The organism is Ruegeria sp. HKCCE4148 (assembly GCF_017872495.1).
Taxonomy (GTDB): domain Bacteria; phylum Pseudomonadota; class Alphaproteobacteria; order Rhodobacterales; family Rhodobacteraceae; genus Ruegeria.
On sequence record NZ_JAEDOS010000002.1, the window covers coordinates 567,383 to 580,179 of the forward strand.

The window sequence follows — 12,797 nt, forward strand, 5'->3', positions numbered from 1 at the left end:
AAACCAAGAGTTTGTAAGATGACAAAGATCACCTTTATCGGGGCTGGTTCCACGATCTTCATGCAGAACATCGTAGGTGACGCCCTGCTGACCCCTGCATTGGCCAACAGCCAATTTGCACTGATGGACATAGACCCCGAGCGGCTTGCCGAAAGCGAAGCTGTAGCTCGCGCTATGATCCAGTCGGTCGGTACAGGGGCGACGGTTACAACCCATACTGACCGCCGCGCTGCGTTGGATGGCGCAGATTTTGTCATTACCGCCTTTCAGGTCGGGGGGTATGAGCCCTGCACTGTCACCGATTTCGAAATCCCCAAGCAATATGGCCTGCGCCAGACCATTGCCGACACGCTGGGCGTCGGTGGCATCATGCGCGGGCTGCGCACGGTTCCTGTGTTATGGGACGTAGCACGGGACATGATGCAGCTCTGTCCCAACGCAACACTGCTACAATACGTAAACCCGATGGCGATCAACACCTGGGCCTTGGCCGAGCAATTCCCCAGCCTAAAACATGTTGGTTTGTGCCATTCGGTTCAGAACACGGTCGAGGAACTAGCTCATGATCTGGACCTGCGCAAAGAGGACATCCACTACAAGGTTGCGGGCGTCAATCATGTGGCCTTCTTCCTGAAACTTGAACATCAAAACAGCGATCTCTACCCCGCTTTGAGGCAGGGGTATGCCAATGGCCAAATCCCAAAACCACCCCTGCTGATGCCGCGCTGCCCCAACAAAGTGCGTTACGAAGTAATGGACCACCTGGGCTATTTCTGCACTGAAAGCTCGGAACATCTGGCGGAATACGTCCCGTGGTTCATCAAGGACGGACGCCAGGATCTGATCGAACAGTTTTCGATCCCGCTGGACGAGTACCCAACCCGTTGTGTCGAACAGGTCGCTAACTGGAAAGAACAGGCCAAGACGTTGACCGACGGCCGCGACATTGAAGTCATTCGAAGCCACGAATTCGCGGCCGACCTGATGAACGCCATCGTCACGGATACGCCCTATACAGCCTACGGCAACTTGCCCAACACCGGTCAAATTCCCCAACTTCCACTGGGTGCCGCTGTCGAAACGCCTTGCCTGGTTGACAGTAATGGTGTCCAGCCTTCGGTTGTCACGGACATCCCGCCCCAATTGATCGCGTTGATGCGCAGCCAAATCAATGTGCAGGAACTGACGGTCCGCGCATTGGTAGATCAGAACCCCGAATACATCTATCACGCCGCGATGATGGATCCACACACCGCTGCCGAATTGGACCTTCGTCAAATCCGCAGCCTGGTGAGCGATCTACTGGACGCACATGCAGACTGGTTGCCGGATTGGTGCAAACCCGCCAAAGCCGCCTGACCGCGAGACTAGAAGGCTAACAAAAAATGACAAAAAAGCGCCGCTCATCACATTGGTATGGAAAACTCGACAAGGACGGGTTCATCCATCGTTCGTGGATGAAGAACCAAGGGTTTCCTGACCACGCTTTTGATGGGCGCCCTATCATCGGCATCTGCAACACATGGTCCGAACTGACGCCTTGTAACTCGGGCCTGCGCGATCTGGCCGAAGGCGTCAAACGCGGTGTGTGGGAGGCAGGTGGCTTTCCGGTCGAATTCCCCGTCATGTCACTGGGCGAAACACAGATGAAGCCGACCGCCATGCTGTTCCGCAATCTGCTGGCGATGGATGTCGAAGAAAGCATCCGCGCATACGGAATTGATGGCGTTGTCCTGCTGGGCGGGTGTGACAAGACAACGCCCGGGCAGCTGATGGGCGCAGCCTCGGTCGATTTGCCGTCAATCGTGGTCAGCTCCGGCCCGATGCTGAACGGCAAATATCGCGGGCAGGATATCGGTTCGGGCACCGACGTTTGGAAATTCTCCGAGGCTGTCCGCGCTGGGGAAATGACGCTGCAGGATTTCATGAACGCCGAATCCGGCATGTCTCGCAGCGCGGGGGTTTGTATGACCATGGGGACTGCCAGCACCATGGCCTCGCTGGTTGAGGCGATGGGTATGTCCCTGCCTACCAATGCTGCCCTGCCCGCAGTGGATGCCCGCCGTATGGCGCTGGCACATCTGACCGGCAAACGGATCGTCGAGATGGTGGGCGAAGACCTGAAGCCCTCGGACATCCTGACCAAGGAAGCGTTCGAGAACGCCATTTTGGCGAATGCTGCTGTGGGTGGGTCAACCAATGCTGTGGTCCACCTGTTGGCTCTGGCAGGCCGTGTAGGAGTTGATCTAACGCTCAAGGACTTTGAGATTGGGTCTGAGATTCCTCTACTGGTGAACTGTATGCCTTCGGGCAAATACCTGATGGAGGACTTCTGCTACGCAGGCGGGGTTCCCGTCGTGCTGAACGAGCTTAAACCCTTCCTTCGCCAGGCAAAAACCGTGTTGAACAAGGACATTTCAGCCCATTATGAAGGGGCCGAGTGCTTCAATACGGACGTCATCCGCCCTTTCAACGATCCGGTGAAACCTGCCGCCGGTCTGCGCGTCTTGCGAGGCAACTTGGCGCCCAACGGGGCGATCGTGAAACCATCGGCGGCGACGGATGAATTTCTGGAAACCGAGTCCGAGGCTTACGTTTTTGAAAACATCGAAGACCTGAAAGCCAATATCGACCGAGATGATCTGCTGGTCACACCTGATACTATTCTGGTCCTGAAAGGCTGCGGCCCCAAGGGATATCCCGGCATGCCCGAGGTTGGCAACATGCCGATCCCGGCCAAGCTGGTGAAAGAGGGCGTGCGTGACATGATCCGCATCTCAGACGCGCGCATGTCCGGTACCGCTTATGGCACTGTCATTCTGCATGTCAGCCCCGAAGCGCAAGCCGGTGGTACACTGGCACTGGTGAAAACCGGTGACCGCATTCGTATCTCGGCCAGCAAGGGTGAGATGGAATTACTGGTTGATGAAGCGGAACTGGACGCCCGTCGCGCCGCGTGGCAGCCGGATGAGCCGTATTACTCCCGTGGTTACGCGAAACTTTACATCGACCACGTGCTTCAGGCAGATCAGGGCGCTGATCTTGATTTCCTTGTGGGCAAAGACACTCGCCTTGTAACCAGAGAGAGCCACTGATGCCCCAACTAGCAACATTTCATGACCTGAAAGGGGCGTCTGTCTATATCACGGGCGGAGGCTCGGGCGTCGGCGCGGCGCTGACAGATGGTTTTATGGCTCAGGGGGCCAACGTTGCGTTCATCGGTCGCTCGGACGCCAGCGGGTTTGTTGACGAGATGCGCGACAAGCATGGCCGCGCGCCGCTTTTCATGCAGGGTGACATGACCGATACCGAATTGCTGCACGCAACCATGCGCAAGGCCGCCGACGTACATGGGCCTTTGCATGTACTGGTCAATAACGCGGCCAACGATCAGCGGCACGCCTTGGACGAAACAACGCCAGAGTTCTGGGACTGGATGATCGAGGTCAACTTGAAAGCCTATTACTTCGCCTGTCAGGAAGCCGCCCGGCAGATGAAAGACGGGGGTGCGATCATCAATTTCAGTTCAATCAGCTATATGATGGGCAACGCGGGCTATCCGATCTACACGACGTCAAACGCCGGGATCACGGGCATGACACGCTCTTTGGCGCGCGAGCTTGGGCCACAGAACATCCGGGTCAACGCCCTGGCGCCCGGCTGGGTTCTGACGCAGAAACAGCTGGACATGTGGGCCACGCCCGAAGATTTGGCTGCACATCTGGACCGGCAATGCCTGAAAGAGCATCTGACACCTGAAGACATGATTGCGCCCACCCTGTTTCTGGCGTCTAAGGCCAGCCGCGCGATGACCGGCCAATGCGTGGTCGTTGACGGTGGCGTTGTGGTTACGGGGTGACGTGATGAATACTGAATGGATCGCTGTTGATTGGGGTACATCCCATCTGCGCGCGTGGGCCATGCAGGGGCGCACCGTGCTGGATCAGGCACGGTCTGACGCAGGAATGGCCCGAGTTGGCAAGGATGGGTTTCAGGCGGCGTTGCTTGCGCTTGTTGAAACATGGCTGGCGGATACCCCGGTGGACGTAATCGCGTGCGGTATGGTTGGTGCGCGGCAGGGCTGGGTCGAGGCACCTTATGGCGCAGTTCCAAGCCAACCACTGCCCGACGCGCCAATCCGCGTTCCCGACACCGATCCACGCATCTGTGCCTTTGTCGTGCCCGGTCTGAAACAGATGGCACCGCCGGACGTTATGCGTGGCGAAGAAACGCAGATCGCAGGATTTCTTGCCGCGCGGCAGAATTGGGATGGGGTGATCTGTTTGCCCGGAACGCATACAAAGTGGGTTCAGGTCAGCGCGGGCGAAGTTGTCAGCTTTCGGACATTCATGACGGGAGAGATGTTCGATCTGTTGTCTGGGCAATCGGTGCTGCGACACTCGGTTTGCGAAGGTTGGGATGATAACGCATTTGTGGACGCCGTTGCAGATACCCTGTCCAAGCCCGAACAACTGGCTGCACGCCTATTCGGTCTGCGCGCAGCAGATCTGCTACACGGTCAGGACAAAGGCACCGCTCGGGCGCAGCTTTCGGGGTTGCTGATCGGTACCGAGCTGGCCGCCACCCGACCCTATTGGTTGGGACAACAGTTGGCCGTGATTGGTGCCGACGGTGTTTCGCAGATTTATGCAACTGCGCTGAAGCAACAAGGTGCGTTTGTCGAAACTGAAAATGCCACTGCGGCGACACTGGCAGGGCTTTCTCTGGCAAAAGACAAGGTGAATTCATGAGCCGTCCCATCATCGCCATTCTTCGTGGGCTTAATCCGTCCGACGCCGAAGCCGTTGGGCGCGTGATACTTGACGCGGGAATCGACCGTATCGAAGTGCCGCTCAACTCACCCGACCCGTTAAATAGTATCGCTATTCTTGCCAGGGTATTCGGGCATCAGGCACTGATCGGAGCAGGCACGGTTTTAACCATCGATCAGGTCAATGCTGTTTCGGATGCCGGGGGTAAACTGATCGTATCGCCAAACTATGATGCCGAGGTCATTGGGCGCACGGTCGCTTTGGGGATGCAAAGCTGGCCGGGTGTTTATACCCCAACCGAAGCGTTCGGGGCACTAAAGGCCGGCGCCACAGGGCTAAAGCTGTTTCCCGGTGTGATGGCAGGACCTGCCGGACTGGCAGCTTTGCGCCCGGTTTTGCCTGACGGTGCGCTGGTGTTTGCCGTGGGTGGTGCGGGCCCTGAGAATTTTGATCAGTGGATCAAGGCCGGGGCAGATGGGTTCGGGATCGGATCGGCGCTATATAAACCTGGCATGGACGTGACCGAGATATCAGACCGCGCCCGCCAGATCGTTGCCGCCTATGACAAGGCGGTGGGATGAGCACTGTTTTCGATGATCGCCCCTGTGAATTGGGTGAAGGGCCTTTGTGGCATCCCGAACGGCAACAGTTGTATTGGTTCGACATCATCGGCAAACGCCTGATGACCCGTAGCGCACAAGGGCCGCAGAGCTGGGCATTTGAAGAATATGTCTCTGCTGCAGGATGGGTGGACCACGATACGCTGCTGCTGGCGTCGGAAACCGGGCTTTGGCGTTTTGACTTGACCACTGCGGACTGCAGCCTGATCACACCGTTGGAGGCAGATAACTCAGTCACCCGCTCTAACGACGGTCGGGCCGACCCTTGGGGTGGCTTCTGGATCGGAACGATGGGAAAGCATGCGGAACCAGCAGCCGGATCGATCTATCGGTTCTGGAAAGGCGCGTTGAGGCGTCTGGTTGCGGATGTGACAATCTCAAACGCGATCTGTTTTGCTCCGGATCGGTCGGTTGCCTATTTTTGCGATACCGTGACAGGGCAGGTTCGGCGTTGGAAGCTGGACGCGGAAACCGGGTGGCCTGAAGGGGATCATTCGGTCTTTCTGGATCTTCGGGCGGAAGGGTTGAACCCCGACGGCGCTGTGGTTGATGCAGCTGGAAACATCTGGATTGCCCAATGGGGTGCGAGCCGGGTTGCCTGTTATACATCTGAGGGACAATTCCTGCGTGCCGTTTCTTACGACGCGGCGCATACATCCTGCCCGGCCTTTGGCGGCAGTGATCTGAGCACCCTTTTCTGCACAACAGCGCGTCAGGGGTTAAGTGCCGACGAAATCGAAGCGCAACCAAACAACGGAAAGACCTTTGCCGCGCTAAATGTCGGGCGGGGTCAGGCAGAACACAGGGTCATTTTATGAAGCCGGAACTTGGCGTTTGCTACTATCCCGAACACTGGCCCGAGGCGATGTGGGCGGAGGACGCAGCGCGCATGATCACCACCGGTCTGACCTGGGTTCGGATCGGTGAGTTTGCCTGGAGCCGTATGGAACCTCAGCCGGGTAATCTGCAACTCGATTGGCTGGACCGTGCGATCGAAACACTTGGGTCCGCCGGGTTGAAGGTTGTGCTGGGTACGCCAACGGCGACACCGCCCCGCTGGATGATCGACAAACACCCGGATATGCTTGCAGTGGATGAACTCGGGGCCCCGCGCAAGTTTGGGTCGCGGCGACATTATTGCTTTAGTCACCAAGGCTATATCGACGAATGTTCACGCATCGCCCGCATCATGGGCGAACGGTATGGTCGTAATCCGCAGGTGGCAGCATGGCAGATCGACAACGAATACGGGTGTCATGACACAACGGTCAGCTACAGTGCCCCTGCCCTCCGCGCCTTCCAACAGTGGTTGGCAGTTCAATATGGCACCGTCGAAGCGCTGAATACAGCATGGGGCAATGTGTTCTGGTCAATGGAATATGCCAGTTTTGACGAGATTGACCTACCCAATCAAACCGTAACCGAACCGAACCCGGCTCATGTGTTGGCGTTCCGACGGTTCAGCTCAGATCAGGTTGTGGCTTTCAACAAAGCTCAGGTTGAGGTTTTGCGGCAGCTGACCGACGCGCCACTGCTGCACAATTACATGGGCCGGGTTCTGGATTTCGATCACTTCGAGGTCGGCGCAGATTTGGATATTGCCACCTGGGACAGTTATCCAATTGGATTTTTGTCGGATCGGCTGGAAGATGACGATGCGCAAAAGATCGCCTTTCTGCAACAAGGCGACCCGGATATGCAGGCGTTTCATCACGACCTGTACCGGGCCGTCGGGCGCGGACGTTGGTGGGTGATGGAACAGCAACCCGGTCCTGTGAATTGGGCACCTTATAACCCAGCGCCCCTTCCCGGAATGGTACGGCTGTGGTCTCTGGAGGCCGTTGCTCATGGCGCTGAAGTGGTGAGCTATTTTCGTTGGCGACAAGCCCCCTTCGCGCAAGAGCAGATGCACGCAGGCTTGTTGACGTCAAACAACCGTCCTGCACCTGCATTGACTGAAGCGCGTCAAACCGCGGATACACTGTCGGAACTGGGTGACGTCCGGCAGTCGCAAGCCAAAGTGGCTATTTTGTTCGAATATGCGTCGGACTGGGCATGGTCCACTCAGCCGCAGGGGGCCGGGTTTGATTACTTCCGACTGGTCTTTGCGGCGTATCGCGCGCTGCGACGCGCAGGGTTGTCGGTGGATTTTGTATCTACCCATGACCTCTCAGGACAGTACGATCTGATCCTTGCACCGGGGCTGGCGACACTTGATCAGGATTTGGAGCGCCGTCTGAAATCGGCGTGTAACCTCGCCATCCTTGGCCCCCGAAGCGGAGCCATTACCCGTGATTTCCAAATTCCCGAGAATGGCCGCCCCGGATTGAGCGCATTGGACTGTGACGTCGATCTGGTCGAAACGCTTCCTCCGACGGTTGAGCGACCTGTTAATGGCGGTGGCGCAGCCCTTCATTGGGTTGATCGACTGTCTGGTTCAGCCACCGATTTGCTGAACTTCGAAGATGGGGCAGCCGCGCTCAAGGGGGAAAACGGGCTTTGGTATCTGGCGGGATTTCCTGATGAACAGCTTTGGGATCGGGTCATTGCGATGGCGGCAAAGCAAACAGGATTGATCGTGCAAGCCATGCCACAAGGCTTGCGGATGCGCGAGACAGCTGATCATGTGTTCCTGATCAACTACAATGCAAGCCCGGTGATCTGGAAGGGTCAAACTGTTCAAGGCTGCGATGTCGCCATCCTGAAACGCAATCCGCCCGGACAGGGCTGATCCTGATCCGGGCGGATGCCTTGGCTATCAACCTGCGACGCTAGTCGTTTTGCAGGCTGTTGGGGTCGAAGACGTTTCCGAACCCGCTGTTGTTCGATGGGGCCGGGTCGGCCTCGGACGAACCATCGTTGCTTTCGCTTTCGTCTCCGCCCAGAGAGTTGGGGGCAAACACGTTTCCAAAGCCACTGTTGTTTGATGGCTTGGGCGTGGATTGCGCCTCACCCTGTTCGGCTTCTTCGGCTTCGCGTTGCTTACGGCGCTCTTCACGCTGCTTGCGCAGTTCCTGAATGCGTTGTTCGGCCTCCAGCTGTTTCTGCTCGCGCACGTTGGCAATGCACTGACCGGGGTCGTAGGCCGTTGCAGTGCCGACAACCGTGATCGTTGCAATCGCAAACACAACCACCAGAACCGCCGCTGCGTTTCCGGCAAAGAAGCTGGGCAGTTTGATTTTGCCGGCCAGTTCCTCAACCGTTGCGTTCTTGCGTGCCGCCGCGACCAGTTCCTGACGCTTGAGCTTGGCTTCGTTCAGTAAGGCAAAGAACACGGTCAAGGCCACGATGATAAATGCCAGCGCAGAAATCGCGGGTGTGATGCCATACCGGACCTTCTGGGCCAGCTCGATTGTCAGCGTCGGGTATTCACCAAACGTAAAGGTGGTGGTGTTGTAGTTCTCGAACGAAGCAAGGAATGCCAACACCGCCGCCGAGGCAATCGCCGGGCGCATGAACGGCAGCAAGATCTTGCGGAAAGCCTGTGCATGGCTGGCGCCAAGGTCCAGGGCCGCTTCGGTCAGAGCTACGTCGTAGCGCTGCAAACGTGCCACCAGCACCAGCATGCAGTAGCTGGCGATAAAGGTGGATTGGCCGATCACCGTCAGAAAAATGCCATTTGACAAGAAGCTGTCTGCCCCCAGTCCGAGCATACGGTTGATCCGATCCCAGAACACCAGTGTCGAGATACCCAGAACCACGCCCGGGATCAGGATCGGTGCGATGATGATCGTGTAATAGGTCGCACGCAACTTGGGCCAGATCTGAGTCAGCATCAGCGCGCCTGCCAGGCCCATCGCCACGGACAGAACAACCGTTCCAAGCCCGATGATCAACGAGTTTTTGATACCGTTCAGGATACGCTGATCCTGAAACAGCTCACCAAACCACTGGAAGGTCAGGCATTCCCACGGGCTCATCCGAGGAAAACCGGACGAGTTGAACGCGGTGATCGACATGATCACAAGCGGTCCCAGCAGATACAGGAAGAAGATCGCCAGATAGACCCAGATGCTTATGCGGAGGAAGGAATTGTTCATTTCCCGATATCCCCCATGTTCACCTTGAACAGGCGCATCACCGCCAACACGAACAGGATACAGGTCACCAGTAGCACGATGGCGTAAGCCGCCCCCTGTGGCCAGTCATTGTTGTCGTTAAACTGCTGGTAGATCAGCTGCGTGAACCACAGGCTCGACGGTCCTCCCAAAATCTGCGGAGCGGCCAGCGCACCAGCGCTTAACATGAACACCATAGTACAGCCCGAACTGATGCCCGGCTTGGCGTAAGGAATAACCACGCGCCAGTGAATCCGCCACCATGGCGCACCCAGGTCCCGAGCGGCTTCGATCTGGTTTTTATCCAGACTTTCAATGACGTTATACATCGGGAAGATCATCAGCAGGATATAGGCATAGCCCAAACCCGCATAGAGCGCGATATCGTTGCGGATGAAGTCAAACGTTGTATCCCAGATCCCCATGCCCATGAACAACGTATTCAGAACGCCGGTTTCACCGAAGATAATGCGCAGCGCGAAGGCGCGCAGGATCTCGTTGATCCAATAGGGAATGATAAGCATGATCGCAAAGATGCGGATATGGCTACCTTCGGATTGTCCCAGGTAGTAGGCGATTGGATAGCAGATGATCAGATTGAAGATCGTCACACAGACAGCCGCCACAAGGGTTCGGAAAAACACTCTCAGGTCGACTGTGTTGTAGTCCTGACTGCCGCCCTCGGGGCCGTAGATCAAGTACTTGTAGTTCTCCAGCGTATAGACGTCCTTGGGCCCGCCAATCTCTGGCGGCGGCAGGTTCGGACGGAATGAAAAGTCCAGCATCGACAACTGCGGCAAGATGATCAGCCCAATGGTCCAGAACAGGACCAGGCCCAAAATCGCCAACCCCATGCCGGTGCCATTGCGATTGAAGAAATCCTTTAGAAACTGGGGCATGAACTGTTCCCCTTATTCCGCGGCCAGTTCACCCGCAGGAACGACGACGGCGTTGTGCGTCTCATATTCCAACGTGATGTTCTGTCCGGTGTGATCTTCGAAGGATTGCCCGTGGTTGGGGATCGATACTTTGATCTCTTTTCCGCCCTCGCCTTCGGTGAAGATGTTAAAGACGTTGCCCTCGAACTCTTCGTGGTTGACACGCGCGGTGACGAAATGGTCGCCCGACGCGCCATCGGGGGCGATGGCAAATGCCTCGGGGCGCACGAACATCATGGCATCGTCGCCTTCTTTCATCTTGCCTTGATTGGCCGTCGAAATCCTCGCTACCAGATCGCCTGAGCGGTTAGTCGCGATCAGAGCCTCATTGCCCATGACTTGTTTAACTTTACCCCGGAACACATTGTTTTCGCCGACGAATGAAGCCGCAAACGCCGTGTTGGGATCGTTGTAGATGGTCTTGCCGTCGGCAATCTGATCAATCACACCCGCGCGCATAACGGCGATGTTGTCGGACATGGTCAGCGCCTCACCTTGATCGTGAGTGATGTAGATAAAGGTGATACCCACGCGCTGCTGGATTTCGCGCAGCTCTGTGCGCATGTGTTGGCGCAGTTTCAGATCCAGCGCTGACAGAGGCTCGTCCAGCAGTAACACATCCGGCTCTGCGCAAAGCGCGCGGGCGATGGCCACACGCTGACGTTGCCCGCCTGACAGTTCGCTGGGCAGTTTGTCGCCCTGCCCGGGCAAAGCGATCATGTCCAGAAGCTCATCTGCACGCTTGCGGCGTTCAGCGGCGCTGGCCCCTTTAATCTCCATCGAGAAGGTGATGTTTTCCCAAACTTTCATCAACGGAAACAACGCCAGGTTCTGGAAAATCAGCGCCGTGGGCCGCTTGTTTGGTCCGATGCCGCGCATGTCATTGCCGCCAATCAATACCTTGCCCTCGCTTGGCTCCAGGAAACCTGAAACGGCGCGCAGGATCGTTGTTTTTCCACAGCCAGACGGCCCGAGGAACGAAAAGAAATCGCCCCCGTTGATGTTCACATTCGCGTCCCGCACGGCAACGAAGTCACCGAAACGGATCCACAGCTTTTCAAGATCGACGCCGACCCCTGCACTCATTTTTGGTATCTCCCTGGGGTGCACATTGTCTTCACACCACATTACTGTCCGTTACGCCGGGACGGCGCACAGAGTGTAGCCCCCCGCGCAAGGCGGAGGGCATGTTTTCAATGCGTTTAAGCGCTCTTGAATTTGTTGACGAACTCGGTCCGTGTTTCTGCATACCAAGGTGCTTCGGCCGGCCACGGGTTAAGGTTGGCCAACGAGTCGCCCGGATAGGCTTCGGCGAAGTTCTTTTTGTAAGTGTCGCCCGAATATTGATCAGCTCCAAGAACCGGCGAGTTGTAACCGTGGCTGTCGATGGCAACACCGGCAGGCTTGGCCTGATAGGCGAAATCAATGAACGCATAGATCTGGTCGATATTCGCGGCACCTGTTGGAATTGACATGCCGTCAACCCAGGCCATCGCGCCTTCGACCGGCGCTTGGTAGTGCACTGGTTCACCTGCAGACTTCAACGCCAGCGGCGGGCCATCCCAAGTTTGACCGACAATCACGCCTTCGTTCAACAGACCATTTTTCTGTGTGTCAGCGTCATTCCAGATCAGCTTGATGCGATCTTTGCGCGCAACGCACCAGTCGGTGATCTGGCCCCAAACCTTGCGCATGGTTTCTTCGTCACCATACGCCGCCCAGACCGAGCCCGGCTCCATCTCGCCCGAACGCTCCATGTAAAGACCCGCGCCCAACATCATCGAATGCGCACGGCCCATAGTTTTTCCGGCGTTTTCTTCGGACCAAACGTCGCCATAAGACGGTGCGTCACCTTCCGGCAGCCACAGGTCGGTGCGGTAGGCAATGCCTTCGGTGCCCCAGATATGCGGCAGCCAATGCGCCCCTGATCCACCAAAGTTCCAAGCGTCTGTGCCGATCTTGGCCATGGCTGGGTTCACCAAGTCAATCGGAACCTTGTTCATATCAAAGGGCTGAAGAAGCTCCAGCGGCTCCCATTGCAACGACCGGTTGTTGGTGGGCGAGACAATGTCAAAGCCCTGACCTTTGGTGGCCTTCATCTTGTTGATGATTTCTTCGTTCGAACCGATGCCGGTGTAGTTCACCTTGATGCCGGTCAGAGTCTCAAACTCTTCGATGAAGCTGGGCGGAAGATAATCCGACCACATCAGAATATTAATCTCGCCCGACGACGCCAGCGCGCTTTTGCTGTAAAGCGGCGCTGCCAAAGCAGCTGCACCCGCGCCCTTTAGCACCTTGCGTCTGGAAAGAGTCAATTTGTCAGCCATGTGTTTTCTCCCATTGATGAACTGTTTGTTTTTATTTTTTGTTTATAGGACTTTCTGTGTCAATTCGGCAGTGAAAAAGTGA

The 12,797-nt window shown here is 56.8% G+C and carries 11 protein-coding genes; 7 read left to right on the forward strand and 4 right to left on the reverse strand.

Going from position 1 to position 12,797, the window contains the following annotated elements; genetic code table 11:
• The first annotated feature begins 18 nt into the window (after positions 1–18).
• Genes I9187_RS07885 through I9187_RS07915 form a run of 7 tightly spaced genes read left to right on the forward strand, consistent with a single transcriptional unit; the run spans position 19 to position 8,123 of the window.
• On the forward strand, positions 19–1,359 hold the full coding sequence (locus tag I9187_RS07885; protein ID WP_171176990.1) for an alpha-glucosidase/alpha-galactosidase: 1,341 nt from the start codon (positions 19–21) through the stop codon (positions 1,357–1,359).
• A gap of 26 nt (positions 1,360–1,385) precedes the next feature.
• Complete coding sequence (locus I9187_RS07890; protein WP_171176988.1) at positions 1,386–3,095, forward strand: IlvD/Edd family dehydratase; 1,710 nt, start codon at positions 1,386–1,388, stop codon at positions 3,093–3,095.
• Positions 3,095–3,859 (forward strand): SDR family oxidoreductase, encoded by a 765-nt coding sequence (locus tag I9187_RS07895; RefSeq protein WP_171176986.1) that lies wholly within the window; start codon positions 3,095–3,097, stop codon positions 3,857–3,859. The genes I9187_RS07890 and I9187_RS07895 overlap by 1 nt, the downstream gene beginning before the upstream one ends.
• 4 nt (positions 3,860–3,863) lie before the next feature.
• Entirely contained in the window at positions 3,864–4,751 is an 888-nt protein-coding gene (locus tag I9187_RS07900) for a 2-dehydro-3-deoxygalactonokinase (protein ID WP_209940132.1), read from the forward strand.
• Positions 4,748–5,353 (forward strand): 2-dehydro-3-deoxy-6-phosphogalactonate aldolase, encoded by a 606-nt coding sequence (locus I9187_RS07905; RefSeq protein ID WP_171176982.1) that lies wholly within the window; start codon positions 4,748–4,750, stop codon positions 5,351–5,353. Before I9187_RS07900 ends, I9187_RS07905 begins: the two co-directional genes overlap by 4 nt.
• Positions 5,350–6,210, forward strand: coding sequence for an SMP-30/gluconolactonase/LRE family protein (locus tag I9187_RS07910; RefSeq protein WP_171176980.1), 861 nt, complete (start codon positions 5,350–5,352; stop codon positions 6,208–6,210). The genes I9187_RS07905 and I9187_RS07910 overlap by 4 nt, the downstream gene beginning before the upstream one ends.
• On the forward strand, positions 6,207–8,123 hold the full coding sequence (locus I9187_RS07915; RefSeq protein ID WP_171176978.1) for a beta-galactosidase: 1,917 nt from the start codon (positions 6,207–6,209) through the stop codon (positions 8,121–8,123). Before I9187_RS07910 ends, I9187_RS07915 begins: the two co-directional genes overlap by 4 nt.
• 40 nt (positions 8,124–8,163) lie before the next feature.
• Here the strand turns inward: I9187_RS07915 and I9187_RS07920 are convergent, their stop codons facing one another.
• The 4 genes from I9187_RS07920 to I9187_RS07935 form a co-directional block, all read right to left on the reverse strand.
• Positions 8,164–9,432, reverse strand: coding sequence for an ABC transporter permease (locus I9187_RS07920; RefSeq protein WP_171176976.1), 1,269 nt, complete (start codon positions 9,430–9,432; stop codon positions 8,164–8,166).
• Positions 9,429–10,349, reverse strand: a complete 921-nt coding sequence (locus I9187_RS07925; RefSeq protein ID WP_209940133.1) for an ABC transporter permease — start codon at positions 10,347–10,349, stop codon at positions 9,429–9,431. The genes I9187_RS07920 and I9187_RS07925 overlap by 4 nt, the downstream gene beginning before the upstream one ends.
• A gap of 12 nt (positions 10,350–10,361) precedes the next feature.
• Positions 10,362–11,474, reverse strand: coding sequence for an ABC transporter ATP-binding protein (locus I9187_RS07930; RefSeq protein WP_171176972.1), 1,113 nt, complete (start codon positions 11,472–11,474; stop codon positions 10,362–10,364).
• A 116-nt stretch (positions 11,475–11,590) separates the two neighbouring features.
• Positions 11,591–12,715, reverse strand: coding sequence for an extracellular solute-binding protein (locus I9187_RS07935; RefSeq protein WP_171176969.1), 1,125 nt, complete (start codon positions 12,713–12,715; stop codon positions 11,591–11,593).
• Between the last annotated feature and the right edge of the window lie 82 nt (positions 12,716–12,797).

What these genes read in the sequence shown, in the direction of transcription:
- I9187_RS07905 (WP_171176982.1), top strand. Translation starts at nt 4,748, where the DNA reads ATGAGCCGTCCCATCATCGCCATTCTTCGTGGGCTTAATCCGTCCGAC.
- I9187_RS07910 (WP_171176980.1), top strand. Translation starts at nt 5,350, where the DNA reads ATGAGCACTGTTTTCGATGATCGCCCCTGTGAATTGGGTGAAGGGCCT.
- I9187_RS07915 (WP_171176978.1), top strand. Translation starts at nt 6,207, where the DNA reads ATGAAGCCGGAACTTGGCGTTTGCTACTATCCCGAACACTGGCCCGAG.
- I9187_RS07925 (WP_209940133.1), bottom strand. Translation starts at nt 10,349, where the DNA reads ATGCCCCAGTTTCTAAAGGATTTCTTCAATCGCAATGGCACCGGCATG.
- I9187_RS07920 (WP_171176976.1), bottom strand. Translation starts at nt 9,432, where the DNA reads ATGAACAATTCCTTCCTCCGCATAAGCATCTGGGTCTATCTGGCGATC.
- I9187_RS07895 (WP_171176986.1), top strand. Translation starts at nt 3,095, where the DNA reads ATGCCCCAACTAGCAACATTTCATGACCTGAAAGGGGCGTCTGTCTAT.
- I9187_RS07885 (WP_171176990.1), top strand. Translation starts at nt 19, where the DNA reads ATGACAAAGATCACCTTTATCGGGGCTGGTTCCACGATCTTCATGCAG.
- I9187_RS07900 (WP_209940132.1), top strand. Translation starts at nt 3,864, where the DNA reads ATGAATACTGAATGGATCGCTGTTGATTGGGGTACATCCCATCTGCGC.
- I9187_RS07935 (WP_171176969.1), bottom strand. Translation starts at nt 12,715, where the DNA reads ATGGCTGACAAATTGACTCTTTCCAGACGCAAGGTGCTAAAGGGCGCG.
- I9187_RS07890 (WP_171176988.1), top strand. Translation starts at nt 1,386, where the DNA reads ATGACAAAAAAGCGCCGCTCATCACATTGGTATGGAAAACTCGACAAG.
- I9187_RS07930 (WP_171176972.1), bottom strand. Translation starts at nt 11,474, where the DNA reads ATGAGTGCAGGGGTCGGCGTCGATCTTGAAAAGCTGTGGATCCGTTTC.